The sequence below is a fragment of the Microcoleus sp. FACHB-1515 genome (genome assembly GCF_014696105.1).
GTDB lineage: Bacteria > Cyanobacteriota > Cyanobacteriia > Elainellales > Elainellaceae > JAAUTJ01.
This window is the reverse complement of the sequence record NZ_JACJPO010000024.1, coordinates 1-19,977: the sequence shown is the minus strand read 5'-3', so window position 1 is coordinate 19,977 and position 19,977 is coordinate 1. Positions and strand designations below refer to the sequence as shown.

The 19,977-nt window shown below is 52.7% G+C and carries 24 protein-coding genes; 15 read left to right on the top strand and 9 right to left on the bottom strand.

The features are described from left to right. The first annotated feature begins 143 nt into the window (after positions 1–143). Positions 144–1,562 (top strand): NADP-dependent isocitrate dehydrogenase, encoded by a 1,419-nt coding sequence (locus H6F67_RS08480; protein WP_190765286.1) that lies wholly within the window; start codon positions 144–146, stop codon positions 1,560–1,562. Positions 1,563–1,586: 24 nt separating this feature from the next. Here H6F67_RS08480 and H6F67_RS08475 read toward each other — a convergent pair whose 3' ends face one another. Continuing rightward, the gene (locus tag H6F67_RS08475; RefSeq protein ID WP_190765284.1) at positions 1,587–2,996 is read right to left on the bottom strand and encodes a BCD family MFS transporter; all 1,410 of its coding nucleotides are present in this window, start codon (positions 2,994–2,996) and stop codon (positions 1,587–1,589) included. Between the two features lie 388 nt (positions 2,997–3,384). Between H6F67_RS08475 and acnB the strand changes: the two genes are divergently transcribed. Beyond that, positions 3,385–5,994, top strand: coding sequence for a bifunctional aconitate hydratase 2/2-methylisocitrate dehydratase (acnB, locus tag H6F67_RS08470; protein WP_190765282.1), 2,610 nt, complete (start codon positions 3,385–3,387; stop codon positions 5,992–5,994). Between the two features lie 37 nt (positions 5,995–6,031). Here acnB and H6F67_RS08465 read toward each other — a convergent pair whose 3' ends face one another. Beyond that, positions 6,032–6,475, bottom strand: coding sequence for a ketosteroid isomerase family protein (locus tag H6F67_RS08465; RefSeq protein ID WP_190765280.1), 444 nt, complete (start codon positions 6,473–6,475; stop codon positions 6,032–6,034). 149 nt (positions 6,476–6,624) lie between these two features. Here H6F67_RS08465 and queG point away from each other — a divergent pair, with 149 nt between their 5' ends. The 4 genes from queG (at position 6,625) to H6F67_RS08445 (ending at position 9,732) form a co-directional block, all read left to right on the top strand. Then, positions 6,625–7,605 (top strand): tRNA epoxyqueuosine(34) reductase QueG, encoded by a 981-nt coding sequence (gene queG, locus H6F67_RS08460; RefSeq protein WP_190765278.1) that lies wholly within the window; start codon positions 6,625–6,627, stop codon positions 7,603–7,605. A 65-nt stretch (positions 7,606–7,670) separates the two neighbouring features. Next, positions 7,671–8,252, top strand: a complete 582-nt coding sequence (locus tag H6F67_RS08455) for a hypothetical protein (RefSeq protein WP_190765276.1) — start codon at positions 7,671–7,673, stop codon at positions 8,250–8,252. A 48-nt stretch (positions 8,253–8,300) separates the two neighbouring features. Next, complete coding sequence (locus H6F67_RS08450) at positions 8,301–9,080, top strand: ABC transporter permease subunit (protein WP_190765274.1); 780 nt, start codon at positions 8,301–8,303, stop codon at positions 9,078–9,080. Positions 9,081–9,087: 7 nt separating this feature from the next. Next, positions 9,088–9,732 (top strand): class I SAM-dependent methyltransferase, encoded by a 645-nt coding sequence (locus H6F67_RS08445; protein ID WP_190765272.1) that lies wholly within the window; start codon positions 9,088–9,090, stop codon positions 9,730–9,732. Here the strand turns inward: H6F67_RS08445 and lexA are convergent. Then, positions 9,729–10,349 carry a transcriptional repressor LexA gene (gene lexA, locus H6F67_RS08440; protein WP_190765270.1) on the bottom strand — a complete coding sequence of 207 codons (621 nt, stop codon included), beginning with the start codon at positions 10,347–10,349 and terminating at the stop codon, positions 9,729–9,731. The genes H6F67_RS08445 and lexA overlap by 4 nt on opposite strands. A 50-nt stretch (positions 10,350–10,399) precedes the next feature. Between lexA and H6F67_RS08435 the strand changes: the two genes are divergently transcribed. The 9 genes from H6F67_RS08435 to H6F67_RS08395 all read left to right on the top strand — a co-directional run bounded on the left by H6F67_RS08435 (position 10,400) and on the right by H6F67_RS08395 (position 15,169). After that, positions 10,400–10,588 (top strand): CPXCG motif-containing cysteine-rich protein, encoded by a 189-nt coding sequence (locus tag H6F67_RS08435; protein ID WP_190765268.1) that lies wholly within the window; start codon positions 10,400–10,402, stop codon positions 10,586–10,588. Between the two features lie 6 nt (positions 10,589–10,594). After that, positions 10,595–10,750 (top strand): hypothetical protein, encoded by a 156-nt coding sequence (locus H6F67_RS08430; protein WP_190765266.1) that lies wholly within the window; start codon positions 10,595–10,597, stop codon positions 10,748–10,750. Positions 10,751–11,266: 516 nt separating this feature from the next. After that, complete coding sequence (locus H6F67_RS08425; protein ID WP_190765264.1) at positions 11,267–11,617, top strand: cation:proton antiporter subunit C; 351 nt, start codon at positions 11,267–11,269, stop codon at positions 11,615–11,617. Next, positions 11,614–13,041: a cation:proton antiporter gene (locus tag H6F67_RS08420; RefSeq protein WP_190765262.1), complete on the top strand. Its 1,428-nt coding sequence runs from the start codon at positions 11,614–11,616 to the stop codon at positions 13,039–13,041. The genes H6F67_RS08425 and H6F67_RS08420 overlap by 4 nt, the downstream gene beginning before the upstream one ends. After that, the gene (locus H6F67_RS08415) at positions 13,038–13,427 is read left to right on the top strand and encodes a Na+/H+ antiporter subunit E (RefSeq protein ID WP_190765260.1); all 390 of its coding nucleotides are present in this window, start codon (positions 13,038–13,040) and stop codon (positions 13,425–13,427) included. The genes H6F67_RS08420 and H6F67_RS08415 overlap by 4 nt, the downstream gene beginning before the upstream one ends. Continuing rightward, a complete protein-coding gene (locus H6F67_RS08410) occupies positions 13,424–13,690 on the top strand; it encodes a hypothetical protein (RefSeq protein WP_190765259.1) in 267 nt (88 codons plus the stop codon). The genes H6F67_RS08415 and H6F67_RS08410 overlap by 4 nt, the downstream gene beginning before the upstream one ends. Before the next feature lie 12 nt (positions 13,691–13,702). Beyond that, positions 13,703–13,981 carry a monovalent cation/H(+) antiporter subunit G gene (locus H6F67_RS08405; RefSeq protein ID WP_190765384.1) on the top strand — a complete coding sequence of 93 codons (279 nt, stop codon included), beginning with the start codon at positions 13,703–13,705 and terminating at the stop codon, positions 13,979–13,981. Further along, positions 13,971–14,513 (top strand): DUF4040 domain-containing protein, encoded by a 543-nt coding sequence (locus H6F67_RS08400; protein WP_190765257.1) that lies wholly within the window; start codon positions 13,971–13,973, stop codon positions 14,511–14,513. The genes H6F67_RS08405 and H6F67_RS08400 overlap by 11 nt, the downstream gene beginning before the upstream one ends. Then, entirely contained in the window at positions 14,510–15,169 is a 660-nt protein-coding gene (locus H6F67_RS08395; RefSeq protein ID WP_190765256.1) for a Na(+)/H(+) antiporter subunit B, read from the top strand. Before H6F67_RS08400 ends, H6F67_RS08395 begins: the two co-directional genes overlap by 4 nt. 176 nt (positions 15,170–15,345) lie before the next feature. On the opposite strand, the gene H6F67_RS08390 is transcribed toward H6F67_RS08395, so the two are convergent. The 6 genes from H6F67_RS08390 to H6F67_RS08365 all read right to left on the bottom strand — a co-directional run bounded on the left by H6F67_RS08390 (position 15,346) and on the right by H6F67_RS08365 (position 19,826). Continuing rightward, positions 15,346–15,756 (bottom strand): biopolymer transporter ExbD, encoded by a 411-nt coding sequence (locus H6F67_RS08390; RefSeq protein ID WP_190765254.1) that lies wholly within the window; start codon positions 15,754–15,756, stop codon positions 15,346–15,348. A gap of 4 nt (positions 15,757–15,760) precedes the next feature. Beyond that, on the bottom strand, positions 15,761–16,456 hold the full coding sequence (locus H6F67_RS08385; RefSeq protein ID WP_190765252.1) for a MotA/TolQ/ExbB proton channel family protein: 696 nt from the start codon (positions 16,454–16,456) through the stop codon (positions 15,761–15,763). Between the two features lie 378 nt (positions 16,457–16,834). Beyond that, complete coding sequence (locus H6F67_RS08380) at positions 16,835–17,299, bottom strand: surface-adhesin E family protein (protein WP_206753899.1); 465 nt, start codon at positions 17,297–17,299, stop codon at positions 16,835–16,837. Continuing rightward, entirely contained in the window at positions 17,271–17,927 is a 657-nt protein-coding gene (locus tag H6F67_RS08375) for a hypothetical protein (protein ID WP_190765250.1), read from the bottom strand. The genes H6F67_RS08380 and H6F67_RS08375 overlap by 29 nt, the downstream gene beginning before the upstream one ends. 237 nt (positions 17,928–18,164) lie before the next feature. After that, the gene (cobA, locus tag H6F67_RS08370) at positions 18,165–18,947 is read right to left on the bottom strand and encodes a uroporphyrinogen-III C-methyltransferase (RefSeq protein WP_190765248.1); all 783 of its coding nucleotides are present in this window, start codon (positions 18,945–18,947) and stop codon (positions 18,165–18,167) included. Positions 18,948–18,980: 33 nt separating this feature from the next. Next, a complete protein-coding gene (locus tag H6F67_RS08365; protein ID WP_190765246.1) occupies positions 18,981–19,826 on the bottom strand; it encodes a sirohydrochlorin chelatase in 846 nt (281 codons plus the stop codon). Positions 19,827–19,977 lie beyond the last annotated feature (151 nt).

Sequence of the window (19,977 nt, the reverse complement as noted above, 5' to 3'; positions counted from 1 at the left end):
ATTTTTTCACTGTAGCGATCGCCCTCGAAGATGAACGCGCAGTTTTACCGATCGTTACTTCAGGCGCAATCGGTTGGAAATTTATCGTTTTCGATCGAGCAAATCTGCTAGTGTGCATGGGGAATTGTACGTGCTGATGAACGATGTATCAGAAACTGACTGCCCCACAAACGGGTTCACGCATTACCTTTGCCGACGGTCAGCCGATCGTGCCCAACGACCCGATTATTCCGTTTATTCGCGGCGATGGCACGGGCGTAGACATTTGGCCTGCCGCTCAGCGCGTGTTTGATGCCGCTGTTGCTAAGGCGTATGGCGGCGATCGCCGGATCGAGTGGTTCAAAGTTTATGCAGGCGACGAAGCTTGCGAACTGTACGGAACTTATCAGTATTTACCCGAAGATACGCTGACGGCGATTCGTGAATATGGCGTGGCGATCAAGGGGCCACTGACGACTCCGGTGGGCGGCGGAATTCGATCGCTCAACGTCGCCCTTCGTCAGATTTTCGACCTCTACGCCTGCGTGCGTCCCTGCAAGTATTACGCCGGAACGCCTTCGCCACACAAAACGCCGGAAAAGCTCGACGTGATTGTCTACCGGGAAAATACTGAAGACATTTATCTGGGGATCGAGTGGAAGCAGGGCAGCGAAGTGGGCGATCGCCTGATCAAACTGCTGAATGAAGATTTGATCCCCGCCACACCCGAACACGGCAAAAAGCAAATTCCGCTCGATTCGGGGATTGGGATCAAGCCGATTAGCAAAACCGGATCGCAGCGGTTGGTACGTCGCGCCATGCTTCACGCTCTGCAACTGCCGCCCGCTAAGCAGCAGGTGACGCTGGTTCACAAAGGCAACATCATGAAATATACCGAAGGCGCATTTCGTGACTGGGGGTATGAACTGGCGACGAGCGAATTTCGATCGCAGTGCGTCACCGAGCGCGAATCTTGGATTTTGGACAATCAAGCGAAAAATCCGAATCTCAGCATTGAAGACAATGCGCGGCAGATCGATCCCGGATTCGATGCGCTGACGATCGAAAAGCAGGAAAAAATCGCTCAAGAAGTCAAAGAGGTGTTGGAAGCGATCGGACAGACGCACGGCAACGGCCAGTGGAAGCAAAAAGTGATGGTGAACGATCGCATTGCCGACAGCATTTTTCAGCAAATTCAAACGCGCCCGGATGAATATTCGATTTTGGCGACGATGAATTTGAATGGCGATTATTTGTCGGATGCGGCGGCGGCGATCGTCGGCGGCTTGGGCATGGGACCCGGAGCCAACATCGGGGATCAGTGCGCCATCTTTGAAGCGACGCATGGAACCGCGCCGAAACACGCGGGACTCGATCGCATCAATCCCGGTTCCGTCATTCTTTCGGGCGTGATGATGCTGGAATTTTTGGGCTGGCAAGAAGCCGCAGATTTGATCAAATCTGGTCTTGGCGCAGCGATTTCTCATCAAGAAGTTACTTACGATCTGGCGCGTTTGATGGAACCGCCTGTTGAACCGTTGAAGTGTTCGGAGTTTGCCGAGGCGATCGTCCGGCATTTTTAGCGGAAGTGGGCGATCGCTGCTGTCCTAGTCGAGTTCGCGCTCTAGGACGGCAGCGATCGCCTTGCCCGATTGAGCGCGAAATTCCGGCACATTGACGCGGCGGAGAATGCTGACCGCAAGAACCATGCCGATCGCTTGACAGGCAAACACCAAGCTAAACGCGGCGGCAGTGTTGGTAAACAGGCTGCGACCGAGATCGAGCAGTGCACCGCCTGCAACCGTTGCGCTGGCCTGCGAAAGTGCCTGCGCTAACCCCCATGCGCCAACAAAGGTTCCTGCCGTTTCTGCTGCCGTCAAGTCGAGCATGAGGCTGACGGCGCTGTTGGTGAGAACGCCAGAGGCAAGGCCAAACAGAATGACTGCGCTTTTGAGCAGCGTTTGGTCAGCGGTGAATCCGGCCAAGATAATTAAACAGAAGCAAACGGCGTTAAACCAGCAGCCAAGCTGAGCGGTGCGCTGTTTGCCCAAGCGCGGCACAATTAGAAATCCGGTGATCCCCATGCCGACCAAAATGCCGTAGCCCCAGTATTTGTTGAGTCCGGCGCTTTCCCCGATCGACATACCAAACACTTCTCGCGCATACGGTTCCAGTACGGGCTGCTGCAAGAACAAGCTGATCGTCATCACCAGCAAAAAGCCGAAAAATAATCCGGTTTGGCGGCTGGCCGTGAGAATTTTCAACGCTGCGCCCAGCGTGATTTTGTCTTCGCGATCGACGGTCGATCGACTGGCAAAGCGCGAGTAGGTTTTTTCAACTCCGACTGTGGCGAGGATGCCAATCACGGCGACGGCGATCGGCACGATCGTAAACAGTCGGTTAATCCGAGGCTGAAGCAAATCCGGCGTGATCCCTTCGAGCAGTCGTTCGCCCACCACCGCGCCGACAACAATGCCGACCATCAGCATTGACCAAACGATGCCGACCAGTTTCGATCGATTGTCTTCATCCGAAACATCGACGAGTAAGGCGGTGAACGGCGTCGCGCAAACGCTAATGCACAAGCCGTAGAGCGCGAACATGCCACCGAGCAAGAACGCCCAGCCTGTGCTGGCGATCGTCCAGCCATCGACGGTGCTGGCTCCCAGTTGCCACACAACTTGTACAGCGGCAAACAGGCAGATGATTTGTAGCGCAAGGCCAGTCCAGATATAGCCTGTGCGGTGATATCCGGCGATCGGTTTGGCGTCGGACAGTTGGCCGAACCAGACTCGCGCTGGAGCAATAAACTGATACATGGCAAGGGCAAGCGCAGCGATCGTGCCGGGAACGCGCAGTTCTGAAATCATCACCTGATTCAAAACGCCCAAGGTCAGCAGCGACAAAATTCCCAGCCCCATCTGAAATAGACCGAGCCGGAACATGGTAAACAAGTTAATCCGGCGAGCCGTCGCAGCGGATTTTGGAGGCGAGTCGGAAAATTCACCCGTTGACATGATGCGCCTAGCCCAACGAAACAGCTTCTTTTCCTAAGATATCGTTGCAGATGCGAATGTCATAGCGGCTCACCTGAGTCAATTGGATTATCAGGGGCGATCGCCATCTCCAAATACTCAATTTTGCCAGGTTCGATCGAGCCAATCATCCGGCAATTTCACCGAGCGAAAACTGCCTCAATTACATCGCTTGAGTTGAGGCTGAGCGCCGATCGTCCCCTCTGTTTGCGTGACTCATCAATTGTCAGAATATCTTGAAGTTTGACGGGTTTCCGACCGTTGCGAGCGGCATTCATCTTGGGTTCATCGCGCTAGGGTAGAAGTTGCGAAATGTATCGATCGACTGCGAAACTGCATTCAGTGAATTTGTGCGTGGAGAGCCTTTGAGATGCTGGAGATTTATCGCGAACAGGTGGCAGAGCGGGCGGCTTTGGGAATCCCGCCCTTACCGTTAACTGCCGAGCAAACAACCGAGCTTTGTGAACTGCTGAAAAATCCGCCTGCTGGAGAAGAAGCGGCACTGCTAGAAATGATCAGCGATCGCGTTCCGCCCGGAGTTGATCAGGCCGCATATGTGAAAGCCGGATTTTTGACGGCGATCGCCAAGGGTGAAACCACCAGTCCGCTGATCGATTCGCTTCAGGCGGTTGAACTGTTGGGCACGATGATGGGCGGCTACAACGTGCAGTCCCTTGTGGATTTGCTGAAGGCTGAGGATCGCGAGATTGCACACGCGGCAGCGATCGCCCTCTCAAAAATCTTGCTCGTCTACGATGCTCTACACGACGTTCAAGAACTCGCAGATGCAGGCAACTCCTACGCTCAGCAGGTGCTTCAATCTTGGGCAGATGCCGAATGGTTCACCAGTCGTCCCACCCTGCCGGAAGCGATTACCCTCACAGCCTTCAAAGTTCCGGGCGAAACGAACACGGACGATCTATCCCCCGCACAACACGCCACAACCCGCCCGGATATTCCGCTTCACGCGCTGGCAATGCTGGAATCGCGTCAGCCCGGATCGCTGGAGACGATCGCCCAACTCAAGCAGAAAGGTCACGCGATCGCCTACGTTGGCGATGTTGTCGGAACCGGATCATCGCGCAAATCTGCAATCAACTCCGTCCTCTGGTATATCGGGCAAGACATTCCGCATGTGCCGAACAAGCGATCGGGCGGTTTCATTTTGGGCGGCAAAATTGCGCCGATTTTCTTCAACACGGCAGAAGATTCGGGCGCGTTGCCGATCGAGTGCGATGTCTCCCAAATGGAAACGGGCGACGTAATCACGATCTATCCGTACAAAGGCGAAATCACGAAAAACGGCGAAGTGATCTCGACGTTCAGCCTCAAGCCGGACACGATTTTGGATGAGGTGAGAGCAGGCGGACGGATTCCGCTGCTGATTGGGCGGACTTTGAGCGATCGCGTCCGCGCAGCAATGGGACTCGAACCGAATCCGGTCTTCGTCCGCCCCAGCGATCCGGCTGATACCGGAAAAGGCTTCACCCTCGCTCAAAAAATGGTCGGCAAAGCCTGCGGTCTGCCCGGAGTTCGCCCCGGCACATCCTGCGAACCGATCATGACCACTGTGGGATCGCAAGACACGACTGGCCCCATGACGCGGGACGAACTGAAAGAATTGGCCTGCCTCGGCTTCAGCGCGGATTTGGTGATGCAAAGCTTCTGCCACACTGCCGCCTATCCCAAACCTGTCGATATTAAGACGCATCGCGAACTGCCAGACTTCATCGAGTCTCGCGGCGGTGTGGCTCTGCGTCCCGGTGACGGCATCATCCACTCGTGGCTGAACCGGATGCTGCTGCCCGACACGGTTGGAACGGGCGGCGATTCGCATACGCGCTTTCCCTTGGGAATTTCCTTTCCTGCCGGATCGGGCTTGGTGGCTTTCGCCGCTGCCTTGGGCGTGATGCCGCTGGATATGCCGGAATCCGTGCTGGTGCGTTTCAAAGGTGAACTGCAACCAGGCGTGACGCTGCGCGACTTGGTGAATGCGATTCCTTATGTAGCGATGCAAAAAGGTCTGCTGACGATCGAGAAGCAAAATAAGAAAAACGTTTTCTCTGGTCGGATTATGGAGATCGAAGGATTGCCGGATCTGAAGCTGGAGCAGGCGTTTGAACTGACGGACGCGACGGCAGAACGATCGTGTGCCGGATGCACGATCAAGCTCAGCATCGAAACGGTTTCCGAGTATTTGCGATCGAACGTCGCTCTGCTCAAAAACATGGTCGCTCGCGGCTACGGCGATGCCCGCACGATTCTCCGCCGCGTCGCCAAGATGGAGCAGTGGCTCGCCAATCCTGTTTTGATGGAAGCCGATGCCGATGCTGAATATGCCGAAGTCATCGAGATCGACTTGAACGAGATTAAAGAACCGATCGTGGCTGCCCCGAACGATCCCGATAACGTGAAATTGCTCTCAGAAGTGGCGGGCGATCGCGTCGATGAAGTCTTCATTGGCTCTTGCATGACGAACATCGGTCACTACCGCGCCGCTGCCAAAGTCCTTGAAGGTGAAGCCCCTGTCAGCGGTCGAATGTGGGTTTGTCCGCCGACTCGGATGGACGAACAGCGACTCAAGGAAGAAGGCGTTTACGCGACGTTTGGCGCAGCAGGCGCACGCATGGAGCTTCCCGGTTGCTCTTTGTGCATGGGCAATCAGGCGCGTGTGGCCGATAATGCCACCGTTTTCTCGACCTCGACGCGCAACTTCAACAACCGCATGGGCAAAGGCGCAAGAGTGTATCTTGGTTCGGCGGAACTGTCGGCGGTTTGCGCCCTTTTGGGACGAATTCCGACTGTGGAGGAGTATGGGGCGATCGTCTCCAACAAAATCAACCCGTTCGCCGAAAATCTCTATCAGTACCTCAACTTCGATCAAATTCAAGGATTTGAAGATGAAGGTCGCGTGATTTCCCTTGAGGAAATGCCGCGCATTGAAGACATTTTGGGAATGCCAACGGCAGCAGGACGGTAGGCAAGCATGAGGGGCGATCGAACCAACCGCGATCGCCTCAACGCCGCAGACTCAGAAGCTCTTGCGGCGATGCAATCAGCTTGATTCGTGCCAAAGTAATTTCGCTTTGATCATTGAGAACGAAAATCCAGTTCACGTTCACGCCAAACACAGGCGTTTGAACTTTGCCCGTCACGGTGACTTCGAGCGTGTTTGCATCAAGCGGCTGAGCCACGCCTTGACGCGGTTGCAGCCGCATTCCTCTGGCTTCCTGGTCGAGATAGGCAGCGATCGCTTCGTGCCCCACGATCGACGACTCAAACGGCGGATTCATCGCGCCCTCAACGGCAAATAGGCTCGCAACCGTCGCGTAATCACCTGCATTCATCGCCTCAAAGTAGCGCAAGATCGTCGGCTCAGAAAGCCCTTCGATGCTGAGCGGTTCAACATCACGATCGATCGCGGTTGCGCGGATAGTTTGGCCCTCAGATACGTCGGTCATTACGGTTTCTTGCGCTACAAAACAGTTGCTTTGAGCTTATCAAGTGCGATGAGAATTTCTAATGTGTCGATCGAAAGATTTCCCCGCTTCTTCAGACACATTTGCAGCCGTAGCAATCACAATAGACAGCAGATTTTGCGGATGGAATCATGTCGATCGAGAGCGCTCAGGTTAAACAGCAAGCGATCGCGCTGGGATTTCACAAGGTAGGAATCGTCTCGATCAATACTGTCAGTGAAGCCGAACAGCAAGCGGTTTCCAGGCTGAATGCTTGGCTTGATCAAGGCTATCAGGCAGACATGGCTTGGATGGCGAATCCGCGTCGGCAAGATCTGCGGCAGGTTTTGCCGAGTGTGCGATCGATTATCTGCGTGGCACTCAATTATTATGCTGAAGTTGATACCGTTCCGGGACGCCACGATCGCCCGGACGGTGAAGAATACGCCAAAATTTCCCGCTACGGCTGGGGACGAGACTATCACCGAATTTTGACCAAAAAACTCAAGGCGTTCGGACAGTGGCTTGAAGCGCAGGCGGACGGCGTTGAAGCTCGCTATTACGCCGATACTGGCCCGATTCAAGAAAAATTTTGGGCACAGCAGGCGGGAATCGGCTGGATTGCTAAAAACAGCAATGTGATTACTCGCGAATTCGGCTCCTGGGTGTTTCTAGGTGAAGTGCTGACGAACCTGGAACTAACGCCCGATGGCCCACACACCGAGCATTGCGGAACCTGTACGCGCTGCATTGAAGCCTGTCCGACCGGAGCAATTACCGAGCCGTTTGTGGTGGATGCGAATCGCTGCATCGCTTATCACACCATCGAAAACCGCGCTGAAAGCTTGCCAGATGCGATCGCTCCGCACATGCAAGGCTGGGTCGCAGGCTGCGATATCTGCCAGGATGTTTGCCCCTGGAATCAGCGATTTGCCAAACCCACAAACGAATCGGATTTTCAGCCGTATCCTTGGAACGTCGCGCCGACTTTGGCGGAACTAGCGGAGATTAGCGATGAAGCGATCGATCGCCGCTTTCCTGCTTCTGCGCTCCGGCGCATCAAGCCCGATATGCTGCGCCGCAATGCACAAGCGAATTTGTCGGCGTCGGAGCGATTCAAGCAAGATGATTGATTTTGCCTCGAAACTGCGGATACTAAAAGGTACTCAAATTTTGGAATCGCAAATCGGGAGGCGGCATGAAGATTGGGCTGTGTGGCGGATTGGGAGTGGTGCTGTGGCTGGCAAGCGGTAGCTGTGCGATCGCCCTTCCAGGACAAACCGTGCAAGAAGCGATCGCCTGGATTCGCGCCAATCCCACTTTGCAGCCTGCCGCCAGAGAAACGCTGCGGGTGCAAAAGAGCGATACGGCAGCACGGCGATTTAGCTTCGAGGCTTCCACACAGCCGCCCGGACGAGCGGGCATTGGCGGTGCAGGCATCATCCGCAGCGAACAAATTGCCTTTTTTGACATGATCGACGGCGTGACTCGCGATCGCCTCGAAAGCGCATTGCGATCGATTTACGGCGTAGAAATTCAGCAGGATTTTGCCATCTCACAGTTGGTTTATCAGTATCCAACCGCGATCGAACTGAGTCAGGCGCAAAATCAAAATGCACCGCTGCTGGCCGCTTTGCAAGGTGAATTGCGCGAAGGCGATCGCTTTGCCTACTGGCTGGAATTGGCTCCGGGGCGCAATGGAATTTCTTATACAGGCCGAATCACCGTGTTTGACAAAAATGATTTGGCGGCACTGGTCGAAGTGCTGCGCGATCGCTAAGCTGTCGTCTGCGAAAATGTGAACAGACAAAAAGCTGTGGAGGTCGAAGTGAATCCTAATCGCGTTTTTGTAATTGCAGTCAATGTGTTTCGAGAAGTGATTCGCGATCGCGCACTCTACATCATCTTGCTATTTGCGCTGCTGTTGGTGGCAGCGGCGATTCTACTACCCGAAGTTTCTGCCGGAACCGATGGAAAAATCCTGCTAGATCTGGGGCTGGCGGCGATCGAAATTCTAGGCTTGGTTGTCGCCATTTTTGTTGGCACAGGCTTAGTGAATAAAGAAATAGAAAAGCGCACTGTACTTGTTTTAATGGCAAAGCCAATTAGCCGCGCTGAATTCATTTTTGGCAAGCATCTTGGCCTCTCGACAGTGCTAGCCGTTCTGGTTGCAGCAATGACGTTGATCAATTTATTGGTGCTCAATTTTCGCCAGGTTTCTTATTCACTAGCACCTTTGTTGCTCGCATCGCTGTATCAGATTTTTGGACTGTCGCTAGTGGCAGCGGCAGCAATTTTATTTGGTGTTTTTACAAGTTCGCTGCTGGCTGCATTATTGACCTTCGCGATGTATCTGATGGGAAATTTGACTCGCGATCTAATCAGTTTTGGCAGACTTTCAGAGAATCCGCAGCTTCAGCAGCTTATGCAGGGTCTTTATTTGCTGCTGCCCGATTTGTCACGACTCGATTTGAAAAATCAAGCAGTTTATGGCCTGCAAGTTTTACCAGGCGCGATCGAGCTGATCAGCAGTGCTGTCTACGCCTTGATCTACATGATTTTGCTGCTGACACTTGCCTCCACCGTTTTTGCAAAACGTCAATTTTAGGTTAACTATGGCAACGTTTTTAAGGCCGTTAAGCTATCGCTACCAGTGGATTTATGACGGTTTTTCTCGTCTTGCGGCGATCGCAGTTGGCGGAGAATTCCGCTTTCGACAATTGACTTTGAGCGGAATTCAATTTCAGCCAAATTTGCAAATTCTCGATTTGTGCTGCGGCAGCGGACAAGCCACTCAGTTTCTAGTCGATCGACTCGCTCAGTCGGGAACCGGAAGCGGCAAGGTAATTGGACTGGATGCCTCAGTGCGATCGCTCGATCGTGCCCGTCACAATGTTCCTGCTGCCAAGTTTGTCGAAGGTTTTGCGGAAGAACTACCGTTTGCTGATAGTAGTTTTGATCTGGTGCACACTAGCGTTGCGCTCCATGAAATGCAGCCCGATCAACTGCGCGAAATTCTTCAGCAGGTGCATCGCGTCTTGAAGCCAAACGGCATTTTTACCTTTGTGGATTTTCACCAGCCAACCAACCTGATTTTCATTCCAGGTTTGTCGCTATTTCTGTTTTTATTTGAAACTGAAACTGCCTGGAATCTAATTCAAACCGATCTTGTCAAGCTACTGATAGAAATCGGATTTCAAGAAGCAAAACAAACGCTTTATGCTGGTGGAAGCTTACAGGTTGTTCAGGCGAGACGTTAGGAACTGGTGAGTAGGTTTGCCCTGCCGTGTAGGGTTGAAATCCAGATGCCCTGAATCTGCAACTCATGCTCGCGTAGATTAAGCTGAATTGGTTCATAGGCAGGATTTGATGCTTGTAGTGTTACCAAATCACCTTGTCGATAAAATCGCTTGAGTGTTGTTCCAAAACCTTCTACCCAAGCAGCAACAATCTCACCCTGTTTGGGCTGATACCCATTCGGAACAGCTCGCATGATCACAAATGCTCCATTTGCGATCGCATCGCCGCTCATACTGTCACCTGAAACTTTCAGTGCAAAATCGGTTTCTTCAAGCCAAGGAGCGCTAAATATTAAATAGTCAGTGGTATTGATGCAGGCATCACTTAAATAGCCTGCGGCAATTTCTCCCCGAATCGGCACACCTAGACGACTAGGCTTGAGAATCTCAATATGGCTTTTTTTATGAGAGTGACGACGAAGATAACCCGCTTCTTCTAAACGCTTTAGACTGTTTTGAACCGTTCCATGTCCTTTGCCAGTTGCCCTCATCATCTCTTCAATCGTCGGCGTGTTGCCGTAAGCTTTTTGATAGTTCTCGATAAAGTGAAAAAGCGGCATGTGAAGTTCAAGATTCATCTACTTTCAGAAGTGCTGCACTGACAGTATAGTTCATTTGTTCTAACAAAATGCAAACAACGGCTGAATATTCTTGTGCCTACTGTGGCGAATCGAATTTGACCTTTATTGATTTGAGTGCAGGCAGTCAGCAGTCATATGTAGAAGACTGTCAGGTTTGCTGTCGTCCGAATATTTTGTACATCCGAGTGGATGAAGAAACGTTAGAAATTGAAATTGATACTGAGTATGAGGAGTAGCGATCGATGGCTGTGCTTTTCGTCTTTGTATTGCTGAGCTTGCTGTTTATCAATTTTGTGATTGAGCTGCCGATCGATTTGCTCAACTTGCTGCATCCTTCTCGCTGGCTTTTGGGAGCGATCGCGCTGGTGATTTTGGCTTGGTGTCTGGACGATCAATAATTCTTCGGGGCTGGTGTTGACTGCTCAATTGCGTTCAAGCAAGGCGAGGCGGCACTTTGCAATCGGTTCCGCTGAATCGGAAAGTTGTATAGAAATAATTAATTATTACCCTTGCTTGATCTTGATGATTGAAAGACTCGTCAGAGCGAACGAGATCAAGTATCATAAAATTACTATAGATTCTTTATGAATCATCATTAATAATCTATGTATACTAGTCTTTTGGGCGTCGTTTGAGGCGATCGCGCAGACTACCTTTTGCTCATGAAGTGAATTGCGCTTCTGAAGTGAGGTTTCTGTTTGCCTAGGGAAAAACGCCTAAAAAACCAGCTAGCTAGTTTGCTGGCGATCGAGCTAAGGCAAACAATTTAATTAAATTTTATCCATCTTCGCTTAATCTACCTGACAAATTATGCAAGCAAACTCAAGATCTTTCAAAGTCGTTCAAGCTGCAAATTAAAGAGGCAGAATCTTTTAGAGAAGTGTCGATTGTTCTCAACTAAGCAGGCAATTTTTATGCTGGAAGCATTCGTCCTGGCAACAATTATATGCGGATTCTTCGGCACGCTGTTGAAGAAGAATCTGGTAATGAAAATTATTTCAATGGATGTAATGAGTACGGGCGTAATTGCTTACTACGTACTGATTGCATCACGAGATGGTTTGTTTACGCCGATTATTTCAGACGTTGAAAATATTTCCTATGCCGATCCAGTTCCGCAAGCAGTCATCTTAACGGCGATCGTGATTGGCTTTTCCATTCAGGCTTTAATGCTAGTGGGCGTCATGAAGCTGGCGCGAGACAATCCGACTTTAGAAACGAGCGAGATTGAAACGAGCGAGATTGAAAAGAGCAACACGCTATGAGCAGCATTTCGATCGCCTGGATTGGCTTGCCATTTTTTGTGGGATTCGTCATCTACCTGCTGCCCAAACTCGATCGATACCTGGCGCTCATGACGGCGTTCACGTCGAGTGCCTTTGCGCTTTGGCTATTTGCGGAATCGTCGCCAATTAATCTGCAACTGCTCGATAATTTTGGTGTAACGTTAATTCTTGATCCGCTCGCTGGCTACTTCATTTTAACGAATGCTTTAGTGACAGCAGCGGTCATTGCTTACTGTTGGCAAAGCGGCAAAACAGCCTTTTTCTACGCACAAACAATCATTCTGCACGGCAGCGTCAATGCGGCCTTTGCCTGTGCTGATTTTATGAGTTTGTATGTTGCTTTAGAAGTCATTAGTATCGCCGCATTTTTGCTGATTGCCTATCCTAGAACCGATCGATCGATCTGGGTTGGTCTGCGCTATCTGTTCACCAGCAATATTGCCATGCTGTTCTACTTGGTTGGAGCAGTTCTGGTTTACAAAGCAAACCATTCGTTTAGCTATGAAGGTTTGCGAGGCGCACCTCCAGAAGCGATCGCTCTAATCTTTCTAGGACTTCTTGTGAAAGGCGGCATCTTCGTTTCTGGTTTATGGCTGCCAATGACGCACTCAGAATCAGAGGCACCTGTTTCGGCAATGCTTTCCGGCGTTGTAGTCAAAGCAGGCGTATTTCCCCTTGTGCGCTGCGCTTTATTTCTAGAAGAATTTGATCCGGTAATTCGCATTTTCGGCGTGGCGACGGCACTTCTAGGCGTGTTCTATGCTGTCTTTGAAAAAGATACAAAGCGGATGCTGGCCTTTCACACCGTTTCGCAAATTGGCTTTATTTTAGCTGCACCGGAAGTCGGCGGCTTTTATGCGCTCACACACGGTTTTGTGAAGGCAGCGCTATTTTTAATTGCAGGAATTTTACCGAGCCGTAGCTTCAAGGATCTACAGCAAAAATCGATCGCCACTCCTGTCTGGATTGCCCTTGTCATGGCGAGTTTTTCCATTTCCGGATTTCCCCTGCTGTCGGGTTTTGGCGCGAAAGTTCTGACCATGAAAAACCTGCTGCCTTGGCAGGCGATCGGCATGAATATTGCGGCACTAGGAACGGCAATTTCGTTCGCCAAGTTTATCTTTTTGCCGCGCGGTGGAGAAGCAAAAGTCGGGATGGGCTTTTGGGCAGCGATCGTTTTGCTCATCGGCGGATTATTCATCGCCAATATTGCTTACTACGACGCCTACACACTGGCCAATATTGTGAAACCCCTAGCGACAATTGCTCTTGGATGGCTTGCATACCTGCTCATTTTTCAGCGATCGATCCTCAAGCTGCCGCGACTGCTGGAAGGATTTGAAGATTTGATTGGAATGATGGCTTTGATGTTAGTCGCGCTGTTTTGGATGGTGTTTCCATGATTGGATATCTCAATGTCATATTGCGGCTGGTGATTTGGTTTTTGCTCACGGCAAATTTTAGCGTGACAAATATCATCATTGGTATCGTGATTGCTCTGGTGCTTCCTCATCACCATCGAGCAACAGGCTCACTCAAAGATTGGTTTCGGGCAATTGGAGAAGCGATCGTCGCGATTCCGCAAGCGTATGTTGAAGCTTTTCAGATGATGCTGCGTCCGCACAACGAGGAAGCAATTGTTCTAGAGCGAGTGAAGCCGGGGCGATCGCCAGGACTGATATTTCTCGACATCTTTTTAATTACCTTCACGCCCAAAACAATTGTGGTGAACTATCGCAAAGATGGCTGGTATGAAGTGCATCGAGTCCAGGAGAAGAAAAGAGCATGACTTTTATTGTGTTTGCGATGCTATTTGCCATGCTAATTCCGCTTTACCAAGCCTGGAGAGATGAAGATATTTGGCAAACAATGGTGGCGCTCTCTAGCTTCGCTAGCAAAGCGTCTGTTGTGATCTTGATCGTATCTGTGTTGCGAGATGACTGGATGGTCGGCGTGGCCGGCGTAATTATCATGAGCGTTGGCAATGCTGGATTTATGCTGCTCGCACAAATTCTGAAAAGAATGGGCTACTCCACCAAAGAAGCGCAGTAGAAAAGCACAATGATTATTAACATTTTCAGCTACGCCTGCATCGGTTTGGGATTAGTTTTTTGGTTTTGGGGAACGCCACATTTGCTCCGCAAGCGATCGGTTCTCTTTAAGCTACACAGCCTTTCAGTTGCCGATACGCTCGGTTCAATGAGCATCATTTTTGGGTTGCTATTAAGAATTCCGAGCGAGTGGCCGCTGCTCATTCTTGCGATTCTTTCTTTGATGCTGTGGAACACCATGCTGGGCTATGTGTTGGCTTATTGTTCCAGTGAGGTCAGCCATGACGGATAGCTATCTCTACGGGATCATCGCCCTGATGCCGATCGCCGCCTCGATGCTCGTCTTTCAAACCAATCCCTATCATGCGCTCGTCATTCGCGGATTATTGGGAGCCGCGTCTGCCTTGATCTACGCCGTTTTGGGTGCGGCAGATGTCGCCTTGACCGAAGCCTTGGTCGGAACGCTGCTGGCAATTATGCTGTACGCGATCGCTGTTCGATCGTCGCTCGTACTGCGGCTGGGCGTTCTGGATGCTGAATCTGCTCAGCCGAGCGATCGACTGGGACAGCTACTCGACGACTTCCGCCGAATCTTTGACAAATATCATCTGCGGCTGGAACTGGTTCCCTACGCAACGGCACAGGCGTTAGAGCGAGCGCTGATGGATAAAGAAATTCACGCTGCCTGTACGCCGCAGGGCGATCGCGACTCCTACCAAACAGCAACTAGAGTGCAGCGGCTCTACGACATCATGCAGAGCGATCTGACTCCAAGCATCACCCATTTGACTTATGTACTTGCGCCAGCGGAGAAGCAAAAATGAAGTGGCTCTACATCGCAGCCGGAATTGCGCTGTTTGTCAAAATTTTGATGATGCCGAATCCCGCGCCGGATTTTGCTCAGTCGATCGTTGAGGCGGTTGTGCAAGATAGCGGTGTGCCGAACGCGGTTTCGGGCATCATTTTTAGAAATCGTCTCTACGACACCATTTTTGAAGTGGTCGTGTTTACGATCGCAATCATGGGCTGTAGCTTCCTGCTGGCAAACGAGCGACCTTCCTGCGCGATCTACCAGTTCAACGACCAGCCGTCGATCGTCTTGGCGCGATTGGGCGCAACGATCGCCGCTCTAGTCGGCATCGAACTCGCCATTCGCGGACATCTCAGTCCGGGGGGTGGCTTTGCGGCGGGCGTCGCAGGTGGCACGGCGATCGGTCTGGTAGCGATTACGTCTTCACCCGAATGGATGCAGGCACTTTACCAGCGCTGGCACGCAGCGGCTTGGGAAAAAATTTCGGTACTGATTTTCGTTGTTCTGTCAGTCGTTACGCTAGCAGGATATGAACTGCCGCACGGTGAACTCGGAGCGCTGATCAGCGGCGGCGTCGTGCCGATTCTCAACATCCTGGTTGCCGTCAAGGTAGCTTTGGGATCGTGGGCGGCAATTTTAATCTTTATTCGCTATCGAGGATTGCTGTGAGGTTGATGCTGATTTAGCTGTGAGGTTGATGCTGATTTAAGCGTCAGGACGCGATCGCGATTCAACGCATGATCCTCCCCAACCCCATAAAAAGGAGGGAGCCGAACCGCCCCTCAAAGTCCCCCTTATCAAGGGGACAGGGGGATCCCACTCCTGCTAAAGCTTGAAAGAACGCCCTAACTCTCGATCGCCAGCGAAACGCGATCGCCACCGACATCACGCATTTTGCCCAAAAGCTGCACGACTTCTTGATAGGCCAGTCCTCTGTCGGCTTTGAGGACGATCACGCCTTCACGATTGCTGGCTAGATATGCCTGCATCTGCTGAAGGAGCTGGGCTTCGGTGGCGGGCTGACTGTTGAGGATGATTTGCCGCTGCTGGTTCAGTCCGACTACAAAGGGGTCGGGCAGGTCAGTGGCGGATGCGCCTGATTCGGCACTGGGCAGGGTGACGTTGACGGACTGCTGGCTGGTCAGCGTCATTGACACGATGATGAAGAACGTCAAAATTGCCATGATCACGTCCATCATCGGGACAAGATTGACTTCGGGCATTTGTGAACTGCGGCGTTGAGATTTGAAGCGCATGGATTTAGCGTTCTGCGGCGGGAAGGGGCGATCGATCGATCGTGCCGTTGGGCGGGCGATCGGGCATCAGGGGTTCATACCAGACCTGTCGGTAGATCAGTTCAAGTTCGCTGCCGACTTCGGCAAAGTAGTCAATCTGATTGGCTTGCAGGCTGACGAGGACGCGAAAGATTGCCAGCGCGACGATCGCGACAATCATGCCGCCTGCTGTGGTAATCAAGGCTTCGCCAATTCCGGCTGCGGCTCTAGAGGTGTCTGCGGCGGATGAACCTGCGCCGATGTTGAGGTTGGTAAAGGTGATAATCAATCCTGTGACAGTGCCGAGCAGTCCGAGCAGCGGTGCAATGCCCACGACGGATTCGAGGAATTTGTCGCCGCGTCGCATTTTGGCAAATTCGCGATCGCCTGCGGCTTCCATTGCCAGCCGAAAGGTTTCTGGCGTGGGGTGGTTGAGTCGCAGGGGCGCGAGCAGATAGCGTCCGATCGGCAGGGACTCGGCACGAGCGGCGATCGCGGCGGCTTCGTCAAGGTCGTAGCGGGCAGCTTCGAGGACATCGTGGACGATCCGGTCTTCTTGTTTGAGCAGTCGAAACCAAAACCAGGCGCGATCGAGGCCACAGGCGATCGTGACGACCGAAAGGCCGACGAGCGGAATCATGACGGGACCGCCTTGAACGAGCAAATCAAAGAGTCTTGCCATAGGAGATGCGGCTGGAAATCGATTGCGCCTTGTTACTGCTGTCTTTTCAGTAGAATAGCTGGATTTGGAGGCGATCTGGATAAGGGAAAGTAAGAGGGGTACTAATGCGAAATTAAGGCTGGGCGATCGAGATTTTTTAGCTTTGATTCTATTCTCATCTGCCTCTTGCCGACACCCTAGGACGTAATTTCAAACTTTCTGATCCTCCCCAACCCTCCTTAGCAAGGAGGGAGCCGAACCACCGCTCAATGTCCGGGTTATCAAGGGGGATTGAGGGGGAGCGATGCCTGCGGACAGCGCTTCGCGGCTAGCGTTGTTGATCTGTACCGGATCGCACCTCATCCACTCCTTCCAAAGCTTTGCAACACGCCCTAGCGCCTAACCTCCCCCTAACTCTTCTCCGCCTGCTCGATCGCACACATACCGCAGCACGGCATTTGCGCTGCTTCCTGGTTGTGGTTGTGAGAGACTGCCGGATTCACCGTAGTTGAATCGCTGGAGGACCTGGCGATTTTGGCCGAAGACGGTGAGGCGGCGGAGGCGTTCGACTCCCGAAGTGCAGTCGGCGGACTGGTAGAGCATGACGCCGTGGACAGGCTGGGAGATTTCTTCTTCGACAAAGGCGTTGTTGGGCTGGGGAAAGTCGCGATATTGCCAGTACCAAACGCTGTTGCCGTTGACCTGAATCGAGTTTTGATCGACCAGGAAGCGATCGCCCGCTGCGTTCGTGGTGATTTCTGTCCACTGCACTTGAGCAGACGCGATCGGAGCAGGAAGGATGCTGAACAGGGCGGCGATCAGCAGTCGATCGAAATTATTGCGGCTGAAGATAGCGTTCCACATTTTGAATGGCCTGTTGTGCATATTGATTGTTTGGGCGTTCATCGATCGCACGGCGAAAATACAGCAGTGCGGTCGGGTAGTCGCGGGCGTTCGTCGCCGCATATCCGGCTCGCATATAGCGATCGAAGGCGGTGCTTTGCGATCGCGAAGTTGACTGGGTAGAAGGCTGTTGCGCCGTTGCCGTGCCAATTTGCTGTTGATACAGGCTGAGGACGCGATTGGTGTAGTCTCTGGTTTCCGGGCGATTGTAGCGGCTGGAATCTCCGGTCATCCACCAAGCAGCAGCGCGACGAACGGCGATCGCTTCGTCGTCACTGTTGCGATATTCGGCTTGCAGCACGTCACGCATGACGCAGGCAACAATGCTGCGGGCAGTGGCAGGACTGGTTTCAAACTGACTGGGCGACAGTTCGCGACCAATGCACGAGCGCGACCAGCGCCCGATATTTCCCGGCATCACCTGCCATTCGCTGTATAGTCCGTCGTCAGTTCGGCCTGTTTGCGGTGCAGCTTGCCGCAGTGCTTCGACGAGAGCATTGGTTTGTCGGTCGTTCACCTGCGCTTGAGCGGGCAACACGGCAAGGCTCAAGCCGATTGCGGTGATCAGTGAAAGGAAGCGCGATCGCATAAATCCAAACGAAATTTCAGCAAATCCAATCTGTCACAACCGCTGCAAATTGGCATCCTTCTTGGCTGATATTCGTTTTTCACCTTTAGCCAGAAGACAGCTAGGCCGTGCTTCAAACCCGCTTGATCCTCCCCACCGCATAACAAGGAGGGATTCATCCTCAAAGTCCCCCTTGCTAAGGGGACAGGGGGATCGATCGCAAACGATGCACCTCTTTTGGAGCTTTGAAAACACGCCCTAGCCCGCAGGCAACGCTTCTGCCCAAACGGGAGGACGACAACCTGCCAGCGTTTCATGCAGATTGACGACCTGACCGATCACGGCGATCGCAGGTGCGCTAAAGCCAGTGGCTTCAATTTGCGTCACGATCGTCTCCAGCGTGCCGATCAGTTCTTCCTGTTCGGTTCTGGTTCCCCAGCGCACGAGGGCGATCGGTGTCTCGCGTGCTAGTCCGGCGGCTTCAAGCTGGGCGATGATGTAGGGCAAGTTGTGAACACCCATGTAGATCACGATCGTTTCTGAACCTTGGGCGATCGCTTGCCACTTTACTTCAGGGCGATATTTGCCTGCGGCTTCGTGTCCCGTCACAAACGTCACCGAGGAACTGAAAGCGCGATGCGTCAGGGGAATTCCGGCATAGGCGGGAGCGGCGATCCCCGATGTGATGCCGGGAACGACTTCGACCGGAACGCCCGCCGCCACCAAGTCTTCCATTTCTTCGCCGCCGCGCCCAAACACAAACGGATCGCCGCCCTTCAGCCGCACCACGATCGCGCTGGTCTGCGCTTTGTCGATCAAAACCTGGGTGATTTCGTCCTGCACCAGCGAATGTCTGCCGCGCCGCTTGCCTGCGTTGATCTGTTCGGCCTGCGGATTGATCATTGCCAAAATTTGCGAACTCACCAAGGCATCGTAAACGACGACATCGGCCATTTCCAGCAGCGTTTTTCCTTTGAGCGTAAACAAACCCGGATCGCCAGGACCAGCACCAACGAGGTAAACTTTGCCGACTTGTTGCATATTGAGAGATTGGGGGTTGATGGATGGGGATTTTTAGGAAGTGAGCAGATCGATCGCAATTTCCGCAAGTTGACGAGTTGCGCCGAGCGGAGCGGCCAGATGCAGCTTGCAGTCAGGAAATTGGGTTGACAGTTCTTGGACAGACTGGGCGATCGCATCCGTGATGCCGCCCGCAAACAGAAAGTAGGGCACGATCGCAATTTCGCGATCGCCTGCTGCTACTCGTTCGGCAATGCGATCGCTCAGGCTGGGCGCAACCGACCAGTAGGCGGGAACTGCCTGTAAGCGATCGGCTAAACTTGCGATTTGGCGATTGGCCGGAGTGCGGCGGCTGCCATGTGCAAGCAAAATGCGAGCGGTAGCCTGCGGAAATTCGGCAAAGGTCTGGGCAAGCAGCGCTTCTAATCCGGCGTGACTGCCAAGATGCGGACACAGATGCAGATCGATACCGTTCCGCAAGCTCGCGATACCGTTCCGGGAGCGCTGCGCGGCCAGCGAAGCTGATCCGTATCGGATCGCATCTCCTAAAGCTTGCTGAGCGAGCTTCACTTCGGCAGGTAGATCAACGCGCACATGCACACCCGCCAGCAAAAACAGCGGCAAGATCACCAAGCGGCGATAGCCTTGGGCGAACGCTTGTTGAGCAGCGTGTTGAATCTGCTCGTGCAGCGGTTGAGGCGCAAGTTCCAAGGCAGCGGTTGCAATCCAAGGTGTGACCGGAGGAGACAGCAGCGCGATCGCGCCATGAGCGGAAGCAGTCGATCGAGCAGGCTGCGGCCAAGCATCGCGCAACAGTTGTGCCAAGGCTTCGACAGCAATCTGCGGACGGCGATCGCGGCTTCCGTGAGAAACCAAAAGATAAGCAGAAGGTGAATTCAAGGGCAAAGCTTGAGGGCAGAACGATGGGAAATGTAAACCTAGTGCAGGATTAAGAGACTTGTTTTGCGAGTGGCTCTAGCAATGTGCAGCCAAAGTAATCACAGATGCGCCGCTTGAGTTCCTGGGCACTCAAAGTTTGATGCGGTTCGAT

Bases quoted from the DNA above. Each gene is read 5' to 3' on its own strand.
- H6F67_RS08480 (WP_190765286.1), top strand. From the start codon at position 144: ATGTATCAGAAACTGACTGCCCCACAAACGGGTTCACGCATTACCTTT.
- H6F67_RS08475 (WP_190765284.1), bottom strand. From the start codon at position 2,996: ATGTCAACGGGTGAATTTTCCGACTCGCCTCCAAAATCCGCTGCGACG.
- acnB (WP_190765282.1), top strand. From the start codon at position 3,385: ATGCTGGAGATTTATCGCGAACAGGTGGCAGAGCGGGCGGCTTTGGGA.
- H6F67_RS08465 (WP_190765280.1), bottom strand. From the start codon at position 6,475: ATGACCGACGTATCTGAGGGCCAAACTATCCGCGCAACCGCGATCGAT.
- queG (WP_190765278.1), top strand. From the start codon at position 6,625: ATGTCGATCGAGAGCGCTCAGGTTAAACAGCAAGCGATCGCGCTGGGA.
- H6F67_RS08455 (WP_190765276.1), top strand. From the start codon at position 7,671: ATGAAGATTGGGCTGTGTGGCGGATTGGGAGTGGTGCTGTGGCTGGCA.
- H6F67_RS08445 (WP_190765272.1), top strand. From the start codon at position 9,088: ATGGCAACGTTTTTAAGGCCGTTAAGCTATCGCTACCAGTGGATTTAT.
- lexA (WP_190765270.1), bottom strand. From the start codon at position 10,349: ATGAATCTTGAACTTCACATGCCGCTTTTTCACTTTATCGAGAACTAT.
- H6F67_RS08435 (WP_190765268.1), top strand. From the start codon at position 10,400: ATGCAAACAACGGCTGAATATTCTTGTGCCTACTGTGGCGAATCGAAT.
- H6F67_RS08430 (WP_190765266.1), top strand. From the start codon at position 10,595: ATGGCTGTGCTTTTCGTCTTTGTATTGCTGAGCTTGCTGTTTATCAAT.
- H6F67_RS08425 (WP_190765264.1), top strand. From the start codon at position 11,267: ATGCTGGAAGCATTCGTCCTGGCAACAATTATATGCGGATTCTTCGGC.
- H6F67_RS08420 (WP_190765262.1), top strand. From the start codon at position 11,614: ATGAGCAGCATTTCGATCGCCTGGATTGGCTTGCCATTTTTTGTGGGA.
- H6F67_RS08415 (WP_190765260.1), top strand. From the start codon at position 13,038: ATGATTGGATATCTCAATGTCATATTGCGGCTGGTGATTTGGTTTTTG.
- H6F67_RS08410 (WP_190765259.1), top strand. From the start codon at position 13,424: ATGACTTTTATTGTGTTTGCGATGCTATTTGCCATGCTAATTCCGCTT.
- H6F67_RS08400 (WP_190765257.1), top strand. From the start codon at position 13,971: ATGACGGATAGCTATCTCTACGGGATCATCGCCCTGATGCCGATCGCC.
- H6F67_RS08395 (WP_190765256.1), top strand. From the start codon at position 14,510: ATGAAGTGGCTCTACATCGCAGCCGGAATTGCGCTGTTTGTCAAAATT.
- H6F67_RS08390 (WP_190765254.1), bottom strand. From the start codon at position 15,756: ATGCGCTTCAAATCTCAACGCCGCAGTTCACAAATGCCCGAAGTCAAT.
- H6F67_RS08385 (WP_190765252.1), bottom strand. From the start codon at position 16,456: ATGGCAAGACTCTTTGATTTGCTCGTTCAAGGCGGTCCCGTCATGATT.
- H6F67_RS08380 (WP_206753899.1), bottom strand. From the start codon at position 17,299: ATGTGGAACGCTATCTTCAGCCGCAATAATTTCGATCGACTGCTGATC.
- H6F67_RS08375 (WP_190765250.1), bottom strand. From the start codon at position 17,927: ATGCGATCGCGCTTCCTTTCACTGATCACCGCAATCGGCTTGAGCCTT.
- cobA (WP_190765248.1), bottom strand. From the start codon at position 18,947: ATGCAACAAGTCGGCAAAGTTTACCTCGTTGGTGCTGGTCCTGGCGAT.